We start from the raw sequence: 17,220 nt of genomic DNA on the forward strand, positions 1-17,220 counted from the left end.
ATCCCGAATTCGGCACCTCGTAAACCTTCATGTCGTTTAATTCGGCGGCGATATAAGATGTGTAGTGAGCAAGAGAATCGACAACAACCGTCTTTTCCTTAAAAGCGGACATTATAACGAACTTCGCATGCCTCGCTCCGGCGGTGAATCTTACTTCGTCCATGTTCAAAAACTCAGCCACGTCTCTCTTAAACTCATCAATTGGCGGATTTTTAACGAGATCTACTCTTCCCTCCAAACACAGATCGCAGACGGAATAGCCATCAGCCCACTCAAGAATAACCTGTTTAGCTTCGTCTGTTAGTATCCCACCCCTTTGAATTGGGTGAACGTTTATCATTCCACTCGACGGTCTTCTCAGATTCTGCGGAGAGTATCTATCGAGATTCATCTCCAAGCTTAACCCCGTTAAGTTATTTAAAACTTGCTGGAATTGCAGGGGAAGAGAAAAACCGCCAATTTCTCGATTAATCTTTCGTGAACTTTATGAGAAAACTACCGCTTAATATCAGAAATTGGGTCGCTAATTTTTTATATACTTCTGCTCTCCTCTGAAGAGATGTTCGACTGGAAACACATCACCAAGCTCGATCCGGACAGAAAAAATGACAGGAAAATTGTTGACGCTGTTTTAGAAAGTGATACGGATGCAGTAATGGTTTCCGGAACGCAGAACGTGACCAGAGAAAAGGTAATCGAGCTGCTGAAAATGCTGAAAGAGGGAGATAAGCCAATAATAATGGAGCCTTCTGATCCTTCAAACGTCGTTTACGATGTCGATTACGTCTTCGTTCCCATAGTTCTCAATTCAAAAAGGGGTGAGTGGATTACCGGGAAGCATGCGGAGTGGATAAGGATGAACTACGAAAAACTCGACACTTTTAGAGAGCTTTTCGACAGGAAGATTTACTTCGAGGGATACATTGTCCTAAACGAAAACTCTGCCGTGGGAAGAGTGACGGAAGCTTTGTGCAATTTGAAAAAAGAAGAAGCAGCAAGCTTCGCTGTTGTTGGGGAAGAGATTCTGAAACTACCGATAATCTACATAGAGTACAGCGGGACCTACGGAGATTTGGGGGTTGTGAAGGAAGTTAAGGGCAAGCTGAAAAAAGCAAGACTTTTCTACGGGGGTGGAATTAACAGTAAAGAGAGGGCTTTGGAGATGCTCTCGGCAGCGGATACAATAGTCGTCGGAAACGTAATTTACGAGAGAGGAATCGAGAGTTATCTTGACACGATTCCATGAAAGCGAGAGCCTACCTCAAACTTTTCAGAATCGACCACGGAGTGATGTACGGATTCGGAGTTTTAGTCGGAATATTTATCGCGGCTAAAAATCTTCCTTTGGAGGAGACTCTCTTCGGCTTTCTTACGGCGGTATTTTTGCAGTCATCAACTTTCGCTCTGAACGATTACTTCGACTACGAAGTGGATTTAGCTAACAAACGCTTCGATCGACCGCTTGTAACTGGAGAAATAAGCAGAAGAGAGGCTTTATTATCCGGAATTTTTCTATTTCCGGTGGGATTGGTTTTTTCCTATCTAATCTCTCCTCTCGCTTTCGGCTTCGCTCTGTTAATCTCCATCCTCGGAGTTTTGTATGATCTCAAGCTCAAGGAGTTCGGATTGATTGGCAACGTATACATAGCCACAACGATGGCGGCTCCCTTTCTCTTCGGCGGAATAATAATGGAGAACCTCAACGAAGCCATAATATTGCTATCAGCTTTAGCTTTCATTTCCGGGCTTGGAAGAGAGATAATGAAGGGTATTGAAGATGTGGAGGGGGATAAGATAAGGAACGCGAAGACTGTTGCAATTCTTTATGGAGAAAAATTTGCTGCAAAGATCGCAGCTCTTCTCTTCATGTTAGCAGTCTCTCTGAGCTTCTTAGCCCTTATTTTCCCTGAGTTTCGGGATATCAAGTATTTAATCCCCGTTTTGGCTTGCGATGCAATCTTGCTTTTCTCGGCTTTCAAGTTGCTGAAAGGAGTTAAAAGGGAAGAAATTTATTCTCTCAGAAAGAGAACGATGTCGGCAATGGCTTTGGGAATGTTAGCTTTCTTGTTGGGGGTGATTTGATGCTGGAGGAAGATGTTAGAAAAGAGGTTGTGGAGCTTGCTGCAAAGCTCATGATAGCTTCCGCCCAAACGGCTCCGAAGTCGAAGGGGGAGGACAGCCTTGAGGTCATATACCTCTCCGAGTTTGAGGAGATAGCGAAAAAAATGGAGGAACTTGCGGAAAAAACTGGAGACAAAAACTTCGTGAGAGATGCGAATAGCTTGAGAAAATCTGACGGTCTCATACTCCTTGGAATTTACGGAGATAGAAGCATAGGAATGAACTGCGGAGCTTGCGGATTTGAAAGTTGCATGGAGTTTGCAAAGGCTGAGAGGAGGGAAGTCGTTTTCAAAGGTCCGAATTGCGCTTTTAAGCTCCTTGACTTGGGGATAGCGATAGGATCTGCTGTGAAACTTGGAGCAATAATCGGAGTTGATTCGAGGGTCATGTACAGAATTGGGGCTGCTGCAAAACTCCTCGGAATTTCCAAAGCCGATGTGGTGATGGGGATTCCTTTGGCTTCTCTTTCAAAGAGCCCATTCTTCGACAGATGAGAGTTTTGGATTTTCCCTCCACAGATTTTTCAAAGGAATTGGCGAAAAAATACGGATACGACGAGTTCATAATCAGAAGATGGGTGAACTTTTTCGGAGAAGAGGAAACGGCAAAGCTCGTCGAGGGAATGGAAAACGTTCCAAAGTACATAAGGGTTAACACGATAAAAATAAGCGAGGAGGAGCTTGTGGGGAGGTTGGAGGAAAGGGGCTTCGTTTTTGAAAAGACGGAAGTCCCCTTCTGCTACGAGGTTGTGGAGGAGCCTTACAGCATAGGAGCAACTCCAGAATTTCTCATGGGATTCTATTACGTCATGGACAAAAGCTCCTGCATACCACCAATCGAGCTAAATCCGAGGGAAAACGACCTCGTTGTGGACATGGCAGCTTCTCCGGGAGGAAAAGCGACGATGATTTCCATGTTGATGAAAAACAGAGGAATTCTAATCGCTATAGAGGGGAACGAAGAAAGAATTCCTCCGCTGATAGACAACATCCACAGAATGGGTGCGATGAACACGATTGTTTTAAGAATGAACTCCGCGAGATTCCACAACCTTGGAATTAAGGCGGACAAAATTCTCCTTGACGCTCCGTGCACGGGGGAGGGGATAATTCACAAAGACCCCACGAGAAAGTGGAGCAGAGGAGCGAAGGATATTCTCTTTTGCACATCTCTTCAAAAACAGATGCTTGAGTCTGGAATAAAATCCCTAAAGCCCGGAGGGGTGTTGGTGTATTCGACGTGCTCTCTCACTCCTGAGGAGAACGAACTCGTAATAGAGTGGGCTTTAAAAAACTTCGACATAAAGCTTGAGGAGGTCGGTTTCGGAGAAGAGGCTTTAACGAAAATCGGAGACATCAAGCTCAGCTCTGAATTGAGAAAAGCCAAAAGACTTTACCCCCACAAACACCGTTGCTCCGGATTTTTCGTAGCAAAAATCGTTAAGGGTGAAGATCCAAGTCCAGAAACTTCTTCATGAGCAAGAGGTCTTTAAGCATTCTGTCGTACTTTTTGGAAATTCTGTACCTTAAAACCCTTATGTAGGCTTTCCAGTCCTTTCCTTCGCTTTTCCACTTCTCGACGAACTCTTTTAAAGTCATTTTCCCCTCAACATACCTCAACCAGTCCTCTATGAACTCCCTCTCCCGCTTAGATAGGCACATTCAACTCCCTCCAGTTTTAGAAGCTTCAACTTAATTTCTATCCCGAGAGAATATCCCCCTAAGCCTTTTTTAGCAACAACTCTGTGGCAGGGAACTATCACCGGCACCCTGTTCATCTTCAAAGCAACTCCAACGGCTCTCGGGCTTGTTCCAAGCTTTTTAGCCAAGTCGGAATACGAGCAAATGCTACCATACTCTATTTTTCTCACCTCTTCGAGAACTCTCCTTGAAAATTCGGAAGGATAGGACACTTTAAATTCGTTGAAATCAACTCTCCTTCCGGAAAAATATTTTTCGAGCTTTTTCTCAAGTTTTTCAGCTAAATCGCTTTCGTAGGAGCTTTCCAGCTTTTTGGGTGTGAAAGTGGAAAATTCGATCACTCCTTCGTTCAAAACGGCGTAGAAGTTCGGATTCCACTCGACAAAAACGATCTCAATAGTCTGTTGAGGCGATCTCCTTGAGCCTTTCAACTCCCCCGATCTCCTTTATAACTTCAGCAACCTCTTTCGGCACGAGGTTTTCCCAGCTGTCTCCGCAGATCATTCTTCTTCTTATCTCCGTCCCTTGAAACTCGACTCTGTTGATTATCCTCGTGTTCCTAACTTCGAATCCGGCTTCTTTGAAGAGGCGAACGACGAGGGGGTTGTTGCTGTAAACGACGTCAAAAGGTGGAACCATGCTCACAACATGAGAAACCCAAAGGCTGTTCCTATAGATATCTTCGAGGGGAATTATGTATATCCTGTCCCTGTACTCTCTCAAAGCCCTTGAAATCATCAGTATCCTTTCTCCGGCGGTAAACGGATTCTCTATCGTATGAGACTCTTGGGCACTTCCGATGCCAATTATCAGCTCGTCAACCTCATCAAGTATGTCCAGGATGACTTCGTGGTGTCCTAAGTGGTAGGGTTGGAATCTCCCTATGAAAAACCCCCTCATTTCTTCCTCACTACTCTCACTATGTCATCTCTGAGCTTCCTTCCAGTTCTCTTCTCCCACTCCTCAATCGGGATGGCGAATTTCTCGTGGATCTTGTCTCTGTACATCTCAGGTAGGACGTTAAACGTGCAGAAGGGAATAATCTTTCCGTCTGGAGTTGCGTAGTGGATGTCGCACCTAATAATTCTCGCTATGTCGTAGTTGTACAAGTCCATGAAGTGCATCATACCTATGAAGAGAGCATTCATATGGAACTTGCCAAGGGTTGAGTAGTCGTGCCTTACAAGGATGTCGAAAAGGAGCTTTGGTATGTCTATCGGAATCTCCTTGCTTATAACGAACTTTCTTAAGTCTATTATCCCTTTAAGGGCTCTTATCGTCTTAATTCTGCTTCCCCTTATCTCCTCTGCTTTCTCGTTTAGGTATTCGAGCAAACCTTCCACGTCGAGAATCCTCGTTATCGGGATTAGTCTGCCGTTGTATTTGAAAACGTAGGTTGCCATTCCGCAGGCGAAGTGATTAGTCAGCGAATACTGTGGCTTTCCGGTTAAAGCTTCGACGAATCTTGAAATGGAAATGACGCTCGGAATCGGATAGAAGTCTTCTCTTGAAATCTCTCCCTCTGTTTGCTCTTCTATGAGCTTTATCGCATCCGGAATCGTTATCCTTCTGAGCTCTCTTTCCTTCCTTGGCATGCTTCCAGTTAAGCTTACGGGCTGGAAGTTCACACCTCTTATGATGTCTATGTTGTTTGCGGCAAAGCGAATTATGTCTCCGAGCTGATGATCGTTGTAATTTCTTATTACCGTTGGAACGAGAACGATACCGAGTTCAGCCTTTCTGCAGTTTTCAAGGATTTTCGGGATCTCCCAGTGGTTCTTTGGATTCGTTTCTTCGTCAACTCCGTCAAAGGATAGATAGACTGTGTTGACTCCAGCTTCTCTCAAGCTCATAACAAGTTCGGGGTCTTCCGCAAGCTTCAAACCGTTTGTGTTGAGCTGAACGTGATCGATCCCCTCCTCCTTTATTGCCCTAACTATTTCAACTAAGTCATCTCTAAGCGTTGGCTCTCCACCGGTTAACTGCACTGCATTACACCCAACGGGCTTCAAATTCTTCGCAACCCTAACCATGTACCTTATCTGCTCTATTGTCGGCTCGTAAACGTAACCGGCTTTTTTAGCGTAGAAGAAGCAGTACCAACAAGCGATGTTGCACCTGTTCGTCAAAACGATGTTGAGCAAAGCCGTGTGGCTTTTATGGGCTCTACACAAACCACAGGTGAAAGGACAGTCAACTTTATCATAAATTTGCGGGTTCTCTATACCGTATCCATCGGCTCTGAATTTCGAAGCTTTTTTGAAAAGCTCTACATCTCCCCAGTAAACGTCCACAAACTCTCCGTGCTCCTTACACACTTTTTTCATCATGACCTTTCCATTTTCCTCATAAACCTCAGCGGGAATTTTTTTGATGCACTCTGGGCAAAGGGACATCGTTTTGAACGGAAGAGAGATCATTATTCCACCTCCCTTTTTATAAAATATGGACTGCGAAAGAGATATAATAACGTTTCGTCAGCTGGAAGTATGCTCCTTGAGATATTAAAAACTATCTGGATTCTCCTCCCGGCTTACACCCCCAATAATTTTGCGGTCATCTTTGGAGGAGGATTTCCGATTGATTTCGGAAAAAATTTCGTCGACGGTAGGAGAATTCTTGGCGATGGTAAAACCTTCCGTGGGTTTTTCTCTGGCTTGATCGGCGGAGTTTTTGTTGCTCATCTTCAGCTTTTTATTGAAAGAGCCGCCGGTTTTGCTATCTTCTCCTCCCTTTCCTACTCTCAGTTTCTTCAACTCGCTTTTCTCTTATCCTTCGGATCCCTTCTTGGGGATTTGACTGGAAGCTTTCTCAAAAGGAGGATTGGTTTGAAGAGGGGTGAAAGAGCTCCAATTTTAGACCAGCTCGACTTCTTGGTTTTTTCGCTCTTGATAGCATCCTTCTCCGAAGCTTTTTGGAAAGTATTCAGCTTTGAGAACATTTTAATAGCTTTCCTCATAACACCCGTTCTGCATGTTGTAACCAACAGAATAGCTTATTTGCTAAAGTTAAAAGACGTTCCGTGGTGATGAAAAATGGACAAATTCGAGCTCGTGAAGATGTTATACGATGTCGGTGCGGTAAAATTTGGGGAATTCGTTCTTTCCTCTGGAAAGAAAAGCAACGTTTACATAGACTTCAAAAAAGCTTCGACTAAGCCTAAGATACTTAAAACATTTGCAAAGGAGTTAATTTCGAAAATTGACTTCGATTTTGACAAAATAGCGTGTATAGAACTTGGTGGAGTTCCGTTTGCTGTTGCTGTAGCTTTGGATCTTGAAAAGGATTACGTGATTTTCAGGAAGAGGAAGAAGGAGTACGGAGCCAAAGAGGAATTCATAGGGGAAGTTGGGAGTGGGGAAAAGTTCCTTGTGGTTGAGGACGTAATCACGACTGGCTCGTCGGCTAAATCTATCGAGGACAGGTTGAAAAAACTCGGCGCAGAAGTTGTGGCTTTTTCCTGCGCTGTTGACAGGGAAGAGAGTTCTCTAAATCCGATTTCCGTGTTAAAGCTTTCAGAAATTCTGAAGTTCAAAGAGAGGCTCTAAGCTTTCCCTCGAAATCTCTATCTTAGCAAGCTTCAAAAAATCGAGGAGTTCATCCTCTCTAACCTCTTTCACGAAGGTGTAGCTTTTCAGGCTTTTCTCGACTTCCTCCTTACTAAATCCGCAGATTTCGGCGAGTTTTTCGGGATCTGGTTTAGCTTTATCGTACTCAGCGAGAAAGTCCTTAATTAGGTCTTTATTTTCCTCGAAACTCTCAACGTTCACCGCAAGCGTACAGCAGGGGTGGTCGCCTATTATGTCTTTAAAAAATACTTTATCTCTGTTTAAGGATGAAAAATATGGCTCCCAAATGCCTACACCGTTCAAAGAGTTGAGGGAAGAGATCATTTCCTCTGGGGATGAGAAGTAGCGGAATTTTTTCAAACCAATCTCATCCTTCACAAGTCTAAGCATTATCTCCATGGCTGAAAGCTCGCTTGAACCGAAAATACCGTTTTTCTCATCTCCAAAAACAACTCCCGAGCCGTTGTAAGCAACTCCTCTGACTATTCTGATGTTTTTCATCATTACTCCGAACATAACCTGCGTTACAAAGGGAGATGCGGCAAGGTCCACTCTTCCAAGAACGAGATCTCTCGTTAAGTCCATGGCGTTGTTGTAAACTTTCACAATTCCGCTAAATCCGCTTAGGAGGCATGCGTACTCTGATGATTTTAAAATTCCGAGCTTCAGCTTACCTTTTATCGGTTTTGGATAAAGTTCAGTCAACCAAACCCTTAGCGATTTTCCTCCTTCTTGCTCTCTCACTATCACTCCTTTTTTTTCAAGTTCGGAAAGAACTTCCGAGACGGTTGATTTCGAAGCCCTGACTTTTCTCACCAGTTCGGACTGGAGTAAACCCCGCTCTTTACTTTTCCTCAGTTCAGCCAAGACCCTTTCAACCACCCTCATCTTCAGACAAATTTTAATACTTTGCAGATGAAAAACTTACTATAATTCTGCAAAGGTGGTGCTAATGGATGCTCAAAAGATAATTACTGTATGTGGTAAAGATTGGGCTGAAGTCGGGATCGAATTCACGTATCTCGGCGGAGGAAAGGAGTGTGAAAATTGCAAGATCAATAAAGTTTGTTTGAAGCTTAAGAAGGGATGTAAGTATAAGATCGTCGGATTACGGAACGGAGAAGTCCATCCATGCCCGTTGCACGACGAAGGCGTTGTGGCTGTAGAGGTTGTTGAGCTTCCGCTCATAGTTGCAGTGGAACCAAAAATGGCTGTGGAGGGAATGAAGATATCCATAGAGGGGAATTGCTCGGATGTAAGTTGCGTTTACTACAACCTCTGCAATCCAATAGAGTTCGAGAGCGAGGGATTCGTTGTTGAGAAAGTTATAGGAGGCAACGTTGATTGTAAAAACGGGAAAAAACTCACTCTCGTTGAGCTGAGGAGAACCTAAACTCTCTTCATTATTTTTATTAGCTCCGTAGCGTTTACGAAGCCGAGTTTTCCCCTTCTGCAAGCTCTTTCGCTGTATCTCTTTACGTCATCCTTTCTCTCGCAGTAGATAGCCACGGGTACTGGCTCAGCCACGTGAGTTCTTACCTTTATCGGAGTAGGGTGGTCGGGAAGAAGCATGATCCTCGTGTCTTCAAGATCGATTCTGTCTATTATGTATCCAACTATCTTCTCGTCGTAAAGTTCTATAGCTTCAACTTTCAGCTCCACATCCCCCTCATGCCCCGCTTCGTCAATTCCCTCTGTATGAAGCACAACGAGATCGTATTTGTGTAGAGCTTTTATCGTAGCTTTAGCTAAGCCTTTGTAGTTCGTGTCAACGAAAGCCGTTACTCCTTCAACTCTCAAAGAGTCCATTTTCAATGCATTGGCAATTCCGTAAAGCAGATCTACCTCGGAAATCATGCAACCTCTTAGCTTGTGCATTTCCTCGAAGCTTGGCATATTCGGAAGCTTCCCTCCGCTCCAGGGCCACACGGCATTAACTTTCTCGCTGATGTTTGGTAGGAATTCCATGCTCCAGTCTATGAGTTTTCTCAAAACCTCCGCAAGCTCCCCGTTGGAGGGAAGGTATTTCTCCACTCTCTCTCCCATTATATCGTGGGGGGGATAAGTTTTGACGTTCCCCTCAATTCCGTTAACAACAAGCAAGTTCCTAAAAGCGAAACCGTGGTGAAATTCGACGAAGTCGAAGGGTTTGTTTTCGTTCAGTTCTTTGATGATTCCTTTTGCCTCTCTATCAGTGATTCTGTTTCCGCTGTAATCTACCATAACTCCGTTTTCGATGTAAACCAGATTGCATCTAAAAATGATATCCCCTCTAACTCCTTTTGCTAAAGCCTCTATCGGGCCTCTTCCGGTGTAGTACTTTCTCGGATCAACTCCAAGAATAGATAAATTCGCTATATCGCTTCCCGGCTCAAACCCTTCTGGAATCGTCTTTGCAAGTCCGCATATTCCTTCTTTGGCTATGAAGTCCATGTTTTCCGTTTGAGCGTATTCGAGGGGAGTTTTTCCTCCGAGTTTCTCAATGCCCCAGTCAGCCAAACCGTCGGGAATTAGGATTAGGTACTTCATTCCCCTCTCCTCACGTCCTTAACCATAATCTCTCTGATATCTTCGGGAATCGGGAGTTTTTTGTTCTCCCTAACATCGTACCAAACCTGAACGCTCTTAGCTTTAACGATCTCTCTTCCGCTGTTCTTCTCGTAAATCCTGTAACCAAAATCGAAGCTCGTGTTGCCCACTCTCTCAACCCATATCTCGACAACGGCAGTTTCTCCCAAGTATAGCGGGGAGAGGTAGTCGATTTCTATCCTCCTCAAAACGAAGATCGGTTCAAGCTTTTTGAATCCGAGTCTCTCTACAAAGTACTTCATCCTTGCCGTTTCAAGGTATCTCGCTATAGCCACGTTGTTCACATGCCCGAAAGAGTCTACATCTCCAAACCATACTTCCACTTCAAAACTCAGCATTGCAGCACCTCCGAAATGAGAGGTGAGACTGTTATCTCGCTTACAGCTTTTTCGACGGTATCTGTTGCCATGAGTTTCCTAACTCCCGCGGAATATATCCTGTTTAAAGCGTTTCCAGCGAGAACGGCATGGACACAAGCCACTTCAACGCTCTTCACCTCCAAGCTTTTCACCGCTTCGACTATAGTTCCGCCAGTTGAAACGATGTCGTCGATTATTACCACGTCTCTCCCCTCCACCTCCAAGTTTTTGGGGAAAATTTCCACCGTTTCAGCGTCAACTCTTTTTTTCTCCAAATAATCGTAGTCGCACCCAGCGTACTTTGCGGCAACCTTAACCCTTTCGAGGGAACCCTTATCCGGAGCTATCATCACAACGTCCTTATCCTTATATCTTTCTCCGATGAGAGGCATAGCATCGAGATTTTCAAGCTTTCTGAACCAGCTTTCCGCATCTTTGCTGTGGATGTTTACTGTGTATATCCTTTCGGCGTAGCTCTCAAGTATTTTCGCCACCGCTCTAATGCTGACAGCCTCTCCGTCAAGGAACCTCTTGTCCTGCCTCGCGTAACCCATGTAAGGAACGACAAGAGTTACATCGGAATTTTCGAGAGCGTCGAGAATGAGAATTAAATACACGAGATCGTCGTTGGAATTTATGCTTTGAACGACGACGCACTCATTAGGAACTTCTTTAACTCGAACGTAAAGCTCTCCGTCTGGAAAGCGTCTGTATTCTACTTCTATCAACCTTCCACCCGTTTTCTCAGCTATTCTTGAAGAAAGGATCGGAGATGCGTTTCCCGGAATGATGTTCATGGGATTAAATATTTCAAGGAGATTTAATAGTTTACTTTATTCCGATTGATTTTTATAATCACCTTCTCCTCAAACTCTCGATGAAGGTGGCTGTCGGCGGAACTTTCGAGCCGCTGCACGAGGGTCACAAGAAGCTTCTTGATGTGGCTGTGAAGCTTGGAGGAGAGGAAATGACCATAGGAATTACCAGCGACGAGATGGCGAGGCAGAGAATAAGGAGCGTCCTCCCTTTCGAGATCAGAGCTGAGAACGTGAGACAGTACATAAAAAGGAAATACGGATTCGAACCGATGATAGTCAAGATCACCAACCCCTACGGAAAAACCCTTGAGGTCGACTTCGAGTACTTGGTGGTTAGTCCCGAAACTTACGAAATGGCTAAAAAAATTAATGAAAAGAGAAGAGAGCTTGGAAAAAAGGAGATAAAAATCGTCAAGGTTGATTTCGTTCTCGCAGAGGATGGAAAACCAATTTCGGCTACGAGAATAAAGAGAGGAGAGATAGACAGGTATGGTAGACTCATATAGTTAAAGAAAACGTTAAAATCCTATTTCTCGAAGACAGATTTATGCTATCTGAAACTTTAGCGTTAATTTTGACCTTCCTTCTTAACATTCCCTTCGGTTACTGGAGAGCTGGAACGAGGAGGATGTCCAAAGAGTGGTTTTTAGCTGTACACGCTCCAGTTCCTTTCGTAGCAACGTTGAGATTTCTCAGCTCTTCTTCACTCTATCACGTTCCTATTTTCGTTTTTGCTTACTTTTCCGGGCAGCTCGTTGGAAGTAAGGTTAGAGAATCCTTTTCGAAGAGAATAGAGGTGTCCAAGTGTTTTGTGGCAGATTTAGGAAAATTCATAAACTACTTGAAAGCGTTCCACAAGTAATCGATGTCCTTTCTGCTAACACCCCTCAAAAGCCAGAGAACGAGGAAATATACTGCAGCTCCTACAAAAATCATTAAAATTCCTTCCGGAATTGTTTTTGGTTTGATGTTCAGAATCACCCCAAGCATGACGAGGCTTGAGATTACCGGTTTGATTAAGTCCCAAGCGTCGAAAAACACGTTGAAGATCCTTTTAGAGAGTAAAGCGAGGGCGATCCAGTTTAAAGCGTTGGAGGCAACGGTGGCTAATGCGGCTCCGGAAATACCGAAAATCGGAATGAGGAAATAGTTGAGCAGAACGTTCATAACCATCGCTAAGGAGAGAACGTAGACAGGGTATTCTGGCATACCTTTGGCGTTGAAGATGTTTCCCCAAAAGCCGAGGGCTGCTCTCAAAATTAACAGCGAGAGAATCCACAAAGCCGTTACGGCTGGTAAGTACTCGGCGCCGAAAGCAACTCTTATCACTGGCTTCGCTATTACCGGTAAACCGAAAGTTATTGGCACGGCAATCATCGAGCTGTACTTAAAAGCTCTTTTGAAAGCTGTTCTCAAGTCCTCTCCTTCGAGAGCTACGAAAACGGGAAACATGACAGCTGGCACAGAAAGAATTCCGGAAATTGCCGAAACAACTAAAAGGGCTATTCTGTAGTATCCCACGTACTCGACCGGCATGAAGATTCCAATCATAACTGAATCCACGTAAGCGAAAATCGTCCAAGTGATAGAGCCGATTGTAAGATAACTCGTAAATTTGAGAACTCCTCTCTTCTTTATTTTCTTCTCTTTTCCAAACAAAATTCTTCCGTACTTTTTAACCAGGAGGGATAGTAGCGTTACCGTCGCCGTTATGCTCGCTACAACGTATCCAAGTATTGCTCCAATCACAGAAAGCCCGAGGGTGACGAGAGAGATTACAGCTATCACTCGGGAAAATTCGTACGACACAGCTCTTACGAAATTTGCTTTAAAATCGTTGAAGGCATTAAAAACGCTCGTTAAATATCCGCTGAGGGGTAGAAACAATAGTAGGATGGAAGCGAATTTTAGGGGTAGAGAAAGAGCCTCTTCACGGAAAACATTCTGAGAGAGGAAATCGGAGAGGAGAAAGAGAAGCAGCGACGAAAAAATAGAAAGAGAGATTTTGATCTTCGTCAAAAATTTGAAGTAACCTCTGAGCTCCTCGTAATCACCTTTCGAAAAGGCGCGAGCGCAGAACCTCACCGTAGTTGCGTTTATTCCCAAGTCCGTGAAAACCATGAGGAGAAAAGCTACCGAAATCGTTAAAGAATAAACTCCAAACTGCTCTTTTTGTAACGTTCTTGCGAGGTAAACTGAAATTAGCAATCCCGCTGCGTTTGAGACAATTATCGAGGAGCTGTTGTAAAGAACGTTTCTCGCTACCCTTTTGGCAAGCACGACAAAAGAAGTCTCGCTACCGATATAAAAGTTAGTGTTTTCGGAGCAAAATCGACAAAGATATATTGATCGCTCAAAGATATCTACTATGAACCCGAAAGAGCTGCAGGAAGCTCTTGAAAGATTTTTGAGGATAGACAGCTTTCCTCTTGGATTTAAATTTATAAAAAGCGAAGACGAATTGCCGGAGAAGTATAGAAGAGCTGACAACCTCACGATTTGTCAAGCGTACAATTTAGCAAGGAGATACGGCTGGACTGTGTTTTTCGACAAAAACACTACTTGTCCGATAGGCTTGGTGGGATACGGATTTACAAAACCCGACGAGCTGTACGAATCTGGCGAACTCGCTTACGATGCCGGATACGCGATAAGCAAAGAGGTGGGAAAGAAGTTTGAGGAAGCCGTTGTGAAGCTTGAAGAGAAGTATCTCGGCTGTCTCGTAGCACCGCTGAACAGAATGAAAGAAGTGGATTTCGTCGTCGTATATGGCAATGCTGCTCAAATCCTCAGACTCGTGCACGCAACTCTGTACGATGTTGGAGGGGCTTTTGAAACGAGAATTCTCGGCAGGGGAGCTTGTACGGAGTTCCTCGAAGCGTACGTATACAGGAAACCGAGGCTTGTAATCCCCTGCTACGGAGACAGACTGTTCGGTTTAACTCAGGACAGCGAAATTGCCTTTTCCTTCCCCTTCGAGATGGGGGAGAGGATAGCCAAAAATCTGGAAGAGACGCATAGGAGGGGGATAAGGTATCCAATACCCACCACCGCCTTAAGGCTCAGAATGATTCTTCCCGAAAGTTATGAAAAATCGGCAGAAAATATGAAGAAGTGACTACTCAATCATTTTTATAAAATACTCGTGAATTCTCGTGTCTTCTGTTAGTTCTGGATGGAAAGCCAGTCCAAGAACGTTTTTTTGTTGCACGGCCACAATTTTATCCTCAAATTTTGCGAGAACGTCTACATTCTCTCCAACTTCTTCGACGATGGGGGCTCTAATAAAGACTGCTTTATACTTTCCGATGCCTTTAAAGTCTATCTCCGCTTCAAAGCTCTCTCTTTGCCTTCCAAAAGCGTTTCTTTTAACTTTAACGTCCAAAATTCCGAGAAGCTTCGTCCTCGTTTTCTCAACTTGCTCGTCTCCCCTCTTAGCCAGTATTATCAACCCGGCGCATGTTCCCATTATGGGTTTCCCCTCTTCGTGAAGGGAAAGGATCTCCTCCGCTATCCCATCTCTCCAAATTAACCTGCTTATCGTCGTGCTCTCTCCACCGGGAATAACCACCGCATTACTCTTTTCTACGACACCTTTTCTCCTTGTAGCAACGACTTCTCCGTCTATTTTTAAGTTCTTGAGAGCTTTTTTCAAAGCAAGTACGTGCTCTTCAACATCTCCCTGAACGCCAACTACTGCAATCCTCATACTCCCCTTTCCTGCATCTGAACTTCGAGCTGAGAAACGTCGAGTCCCTTCATAGGCTCGCCCAAGTTCTTGCTGACCTCTGCAACGACTTCCGGCTCGTCGTAGTGTTGGACTGCCTCGACTATAGCCCTTGCATACGCCTCTGGATTTGACGACTTGAAAATTCCCGAACCAACGAAGACACCATCTGCACCAAGCTGCATCATGAATGCGGCATCTGCTGGAGTGGCGATTCCTCCGGCTGCGAAGTTTACCACCGGCAGCCTTTTCAGACCCTTAACTTCTTTCAAAACCTCGTAAATTCCTTCGACTATCTCTTCGAAAGTGTATTCCTCATAAACCGGCTCGTTTCTCGTGCACACTTCTGGAAGTTTCATTTCCTCGCAAACGGTGTTAGTGAGTCTTAAGTATGCTCTTGCGTAGTTTTCAGCCAGGACTCTTAACTCCTCCTCATCCATTTTCGAAACGAGCTGAATTGAGTAGTTCATTATTCTCATATGCTTTACCGCCTCGACGACGTTGCCAGTTCCAGCTTCTCCTTTAGTTCTTATCATTGCTGCTCCTTCCCAGATTCTTCTAACTGCCTCTCCTAAACTTCTTGCTCCGCAAACGAACGGGACGGTAAATTTCCTTTTGTCTATGTGGAAGAAAACGTCAGCGGGAGTTAAAACTTCGCTTTCGTCTATCATGTCCACTCCTATCGCCTCCAAAGCCCTTGCCTCAGCGTAGTGACCTATCCTAACCTTAGCCATTACAGGAATCGTTACTGCATCCATTATCTCCTCGATTATTTTCGGGTCAGCCATTCTTGCAACTCCACCGCTCGCCCTTATATCGGCGGGAACTTTATGGAGAGCCATTACTGCAACGGCTCCAGCATCTTCGGCTATTGCAGCTTGTTCCGGAGTTGTAACGTCCATTATCACTCCGCCCTTCTGCATTTTCGCAAATCCTCTTTTTACGAGCTCCGTTCCGAATCTGAGCTTTTCAATATCCATAAGCTTCACCTCACCAAACCAGATTGAAACTGTTATTTTTACCTTTCGTGGATAAACCTTTTGGTGGAGTCCTCTCGAAATCGGGCTACTTCGAAAATCTCCTCACAAATTTTCGAAAAGTCCCAAAAAGTAAAGCTTAACTACTAAGCACGAGAAAAGTCTATATGAAGATCGGTTTCGTTGGAGCTGGAAGAGTCGGTTCTACTGCCGCTTTTACTTGCATACTTTACATGGACGTTGACGAGGTGGCTTTGGTTGACATAGCAGAAGATCTTGCTGTTGGAGAGGCGATGGACTTAAGTCATGCGGCTGCTGCCGTAGACAAGTATCCAAAGGTCGTGGGAGGTAGCGATTATTCCCTGCTTAAAGGCAGCGATGTTATAGTTGTCTCGGCTGGAATGGCAAGAAAACCGGGAATGAGTAGGCTCGATTTGGCAACGAAGAATGCGGGAATAATTAAAGACATAGCTAAAAAAATAGTCGAGTCGAGTCCTGAGAGTAAGATAATCGTCGTCACGAATCCCATGGATTTGATGACGTACATAATGTGGAAGGAAACGGGAAAGCCAAGAAACGAGGTTTTTGGAATGGGAAACATGCTTGACTCGGCGAGGCTGAAGGAGAGACTTCACTCTTTTGGGGCGAGAAACATCAGAAAGGCTTGGATAATTGGAGAGCACGGGGACAGCATGTTCATACCGTGGAGCTTAGCGGATTTTGACGGAGAAGTTCCAAGGGAGAAGGTCCTTGAGGAGGTAAGATTCGTGGCAGCCGAGGTAATAAAGAGGAAAGGAGCAACAGTTTACGGGCCGGCAGTGTCGATCTACAGGATGGTTAATGCTGTCGTCAACGACACGAAGGAGGAAATTCCTACAAGCGTAGTCCTTCAAGGAGAGTACGGAATTTCCGATGTGGCTGTTGGAGTTCCGGCAATACTCGGAAGGAACGGAATTGAGAAGATAGTAGAGTACGAACTGACCGAAGAAGAACTCGAATCTTTGAAAAATTCAGCGAACATCTTGAAGGAAAGGCTGAAAGAGCTTGGATACTGATTTCCCTCAATTTTTAATTTTCGCTATTTTAAAAACAGATATTTGTTTTGCTTGAAGTAGGTGAAGGAAAAACTATTTCATTCTCTCCTTAGTAACGAAAAATCTCCGCTAACTTTATCACCTCTCGAACCAACTTACTCCCATTGCAAAAATCACACTCGAACAGCTTGCGAAAGAATTTGGGCAGTTCAAGAGGAGGGTGGAATACCTCAAATCCCAGCTTCTCACGAAGGAGAACATACTCGAAATCGAAGAGTTTCTCAGAAAAAAATAGAGGAGAGCTCGAACTGCTTTCTTTTGAGGAA

General features: G+C 44.4%; 24 protein-coding genes. 11 read left to right on the forward strand and 13 right to left on the reverse strand.

The window, feature by feature from the left end; translation table 11 throughout:
• The coding region (locus tag F7C14_RS10550) for an aminotransferase class I/II-fold pyridoxal phosphate-dependent enzyme (RefSeq protein WP_290902689.1) at nt 1-391 on the reverse strand (391 nt) is incomplete at its 3' end.
• A gap of 168 nt (nt 392-559) precedes the next feature.
• Between F7C14_RS10550 and F7C14_RS10555 the strand changes: the two genes are divergently transcribed.
• The 4 genes from F7C14_RS10555 to F7C14_RS10570 are packed head-to-tail and all read left to right on the forward strand — an operon-like array spanning nt 560 to nt 3,598.
• Nucleotides 560-1,246, forward strand: coding sequence for a phosphoglycerol geranylgeranyltransferase (locus F7C14_RS10555; protein ID WP_290902691.1), 687 nt, complete (start codon nt 560-562; stop codon nt 1,244-1,246).
• Nucleotides 1,243-2,082, forward strand: a complete 840-nt coding sequence (locus tag F7C14_RS10560) for a UbiA family prenyltransferase (protein WP_290902693.1) — start codon at nt 1,243-1,245, stop codon at nt 2,080-2,082. Before F7C14_RS10555 ends, F7C14_RS10560 begins: the two co-directional genes overlap by 4 nt.
• Nucleotides 2,082-2,615, forward strand: coding sequence for a ferredoxin domain-containing protein (locus tag F7C14_RS10565; protein ID WP_290902696.1), 534 nt, complete (start codon nt 2,082-2,084; stop codon nt 2,613-2,615). Before F7C14_RS10560 ends, F7C14_RS10565 begins: the two co-directional genes overlap by 1 nt.
• Nucleotides 2,612-3,598 carry an NOL1/NOP2/sun family putative RNA methylase gene (locus tag F7C14_RS10570; protein ID WP_290902698.1) on the forward strand — a complete coding sequence of 329 codons (987 nt, stop codon included), beginning with the start codon at nt 2,612-2,614 and terminating at the stop codon, nt 3,596-3,598. Before F7C14_RS10565 ends, F7C14_RS10570 begins: the two co-directional genes overlap by 4 nt.
• Here the strand turns inward: F7C14_RS10570 and F7C14_RS10575 are convergent.
• Genes F7C14_RS10575 through tes form a run of 4 tightly spaced genes read right to left on the reverse strand, consistent with a single transcriptional unit; the run spans nt 3,561 to nt 6,241 of the window.
• The gene (locus F7C14_RS10575) at nt 3,561-3,782 is read right to left on the reverse strand and encodes a hypothetical protein (RefSeq protein WP_290902701.1); all 222 of its coding nucleotides are present in this window, start codon (nt 3,780-3,782) and stop codon (nt 3,561-3,563) included. The genes F7C14_RS10570 and F7C14_RS10575 overlap by 38 nt on opposite strands.
• A complete protein-coding gene (locus tag F7C14_RS10580) occupies nt 3,749-4,252 on the reverse strand; it encodes a methylated-DNA--[protein]-cysteine S-methyltransferase (protein ID WP_290902703.1) in 504 nt (167 codons plus the stop codon). The genes F7C14_RS10575 and F7C14_RS10580 overlap by 34 nt, the downstream gene beginning before the upstream one ends.
• Nucleotides 4,215-4,721 (reverse strand): nicotinamide-nucleotide adenylyltransferase, encoded by a 507-nt coding sequence (locus tag F7C14_RS10585; protein WP_290902706.1) that lies wholly within the window; start codon nt 4,719-4,721, stop codon nt 4,215-4,217. The genes F7C14_RS10580 and F7C14_RS10585 overlap by 38 nt, the downstream gene beginning before the upstream one ends.
• Nucleotides 4,718-6,241 (reverse strand): tetraether lipid synthase Tes, encoded by a 1,524-nt coding sequence (tes, locus tag F7C14_RS10590; RefSeq protein ID WP_290902708.1) that lies wholly within the window; start codon nt 6,239-6,241, stop codon nt 4,718-4,720. The genes F7C14_RS10585 and tes overlap by 4 nt, the downstream gene beginning before the upstream one ends.
• A 69-nt stretch (nt 6,242-6,310) precedes the next feature.
• Between tes and F7C14_RS10595 the strand changes: the two genes are divergently transcribed.
• Both F7C14_RS10595 and pyrE read left to right on the forward strand, forming a co-directional pair.
• Nucleotides 6,311-6,850: a CDP-2,3-bis-(O-geranylgeranyl)-sn-glycerol synthase gene (locus F7C14_RS10595; RefSeq protein WP_290902710.1), complete on the forward strand. Its 540-nt coding sequence runs from the start codon at nt 6,311-6,313 to the stop codon at nt 6,848-6,850.
• A 6-nt stretch (nt 6,851-6,856) separates the two neighbouring features.
• On the forward strand, nt 6,857-7,369 hold the full coding sequence (pyrE, locus tag F7C14_RS10600; RefSeq protein WP_290902712.1) for an orotate phosphoribosyltransferase: 513 nt from the start codon (nt 6,857-6,859) through the stop codon (nt 7,367-7,369).
• Here the strand turns inward: pyrE and F7C14_RS10605 are convergent.
• Complete coding sequence (locus tag F7C14_RS10605) at nt 7,337-8,278, reverse strand: MarR family transcriptional regulator (RefSeq protein WP_290902714.1); 942 nt, start codon at nt 8,276-8,278, stop codon at nt 7,337-7,339. The two genes, pyrE and F7C14_RS10605, sit on opposite strands and share 33 nt — an antisense overlap.
• A 64-nt stretch (nt 8,279-8,342) precedes the next feature.
• Here F7C14_RS10605 and F7C14_RS10610 point away from each other — a divergent pair, with 64 nt between their 5' ends.
• Nucleotides 8,343-8,783, forward strand: coding sequence for a UPF0179 family protein (locus F7C14_RS10610; protein ID WP_290902716.1), 441 nt, complete (start codon nt 8,343-8,345; stop codon nt 8,781-8,783).
• Here the strand turns inward: F7C14_RS10610 and F7C14_RS10615 are convergent.
• From F7C14_RS10615 to F7C14_RS10625, 3 genes are read right to left on the reverse strand one after another with little or no spacing between them, the layout of a single operon-like run.
• The gene (locus F7C14_RS10615; protein WP_290902718.1) at nt 8,780-9,919 is read right to left on the reverse strand and encodes a cofactor-independent phosphoglycerate mutase; all 1,140 of its coding nucleotides are present in this window, start codon (nt 9,917-9,919) and stop codon (nt 8,780-8,782) included. The genes F7C14_RS10610 and F7C14_RS10615 overlap by 4 nt on opposite strands.
• Entirely contained in the window at nt 9,916-10,317 is a 402-nt protein-coding gene (locus F7C14_RS10620) for a thioesterase family protein (protein ID WP_290902720.1), read from the reverse strand. Before F7C14_RS10620 ends, F7C14_RS10615 begins: the two co-directional genes overlap by 4 nt.
• A complete protein-coding gene (locus F7C14_RS10625) occupies nt 10,311-11,135 on the reverse strand; it encodes a ribose-phosphate diphosphokinase (RefSeq protein WP_290902723.1) in 825 nt (274 codons plus the stop codon). Before F7C14_RS10625 ends, F7C14_RS10620 begins: the two co-directional genes overlap by 7 nt.
• A gap of 80 nt (nt 11,136-11,215) precedes the next feature.
• On the opposite strand from F7C14_RS10625, the gene F7C14_RS10630 reads away from it, so the two are divergent.
• Both F7C14_RS10630 and F7C14_RS10635 read left to right on the forward strand, forming a co-directional pair.
• Nucleotides 11,216-11,662, forward strand: a complete 447-nt coding sequence (locus F7C14_RS10630) for a phosphopantetheine adenylyltransferase (RefSeq protein ID WP_290902725.1) — start codon at nt 11,216-11,218, stop codon at nt 11,660-11,662.
• Between the two features lie 41 nt (nt 11,663-11,703).
• Nucleotides 11,704-12,018: a hypothetical protein gene (locus F7C14_RS10635; protein WP_290902727.1), complete on the forward strand. Its 315-nt coding sequence runs from the start codon at nt 11,704-11,706 to the stop codon at nt 12,016-12,018.
• Here F7C14_RS10635 and F7C14_RS10640 read toward each other — a convergent pair.
• Complete coding sequence (locus F7C14_RS10640; protein ID WP_290902729.1) at nt 11,994-13,436, reverse strand: flippase; 1,443 nt, start codon at nt 13,434-13,436, stop codon at nt 11,994-11,996. The two genes, F7C14_RS10635 and F7C14_RS10640, sit on opposite strands and share 25 nt — an antisense overlap.
• Nucleotides 13,437-13,524: 88 nt before the next feature.
• Between F7C14_RS10640 and F7C14_RS10645 the strand changes: the two genes are divergently transcribed.
• Nucleotides 13,525-14,274: a DUF169 domain-containing protein gene (locus F7C14_RS10645; protein WP_290902741.1), complete on the forward strand. Its 750-nt coding sequence runs from the start codon at nt 13,525-13,527 to the stop codon at nt 14,272-14,274.
• Here F7C14_RS10645 and pdxT read toward each other — a convergent pair whose 3' ends face one another.
• Nucleotides 14,275-14,865 carry a pyridoxal 5'-phosphate synthase glutaminase subunit PdxT gene (pdxT, locus tag F7C14_RS10650; protein WP_290902743.1) on the reverse strand — a complete coding sequence of 197 codons (591 nt, stop codon included), beginning with the start codon at nt 14,863-14,865 and terminating at the stop codon, nt 14,275-14,277. It lies immediately after the preceding gene.
• Nucleotides 14,862-15,857: a pyridoxal 5'-phosphate synthase lyase subunit PdxS gene (gene pdxS, locus F7C14_RS10655; protein ID WP_367114371.1), complete on the reverse strand. Its 996-nt coding sequence runs from the start codon at nt 15,855-15,857 to the stop codon at nt 14,862-14,864. The genes pdxT and pdxS overlap by 4 nt, the downstream gene beginning before the upstream one ends.
• A gap of 170 nt (nt 15,858-16,027) precedes the next feature.
• Here pdxS and F7C14_RS10660 point away from each other — a divergent pair, with 170 nt between their 5' ends.
• On the forward strand, nt 16,028-16,915 hold the full coding sequence (locus tag F7C14_RS10660; protein ID WP_290902749.1) for a malate dehydrogenase: 888 nt from the start codon (nt 16,028-16,030) through the stop codon (nt 16,913-16,915).
• A gap of 117 nt (nt 16,916-17,032) precedes the next feature.
• Here the strand turns inward: F7C14_RS10660 and F7C14_RS10665 are convergent.
• The coding region (locus F7C14_RS10665) for a hypothetical protein (protein WP_290902751.1) at nt 17,033-17,220 on the reverse strand (188 nt) is incomplete at its 5' end.

Origin of the sequence: Ferroglobus sp. (assembly GCF_015521575.1) — an archaeon.
Taxonomy (GTDB): Archaea; Halobacteriota; Archaeoglobi; order Archaeoglobales; family Archaeoglobaceae; genus Ferroglobus.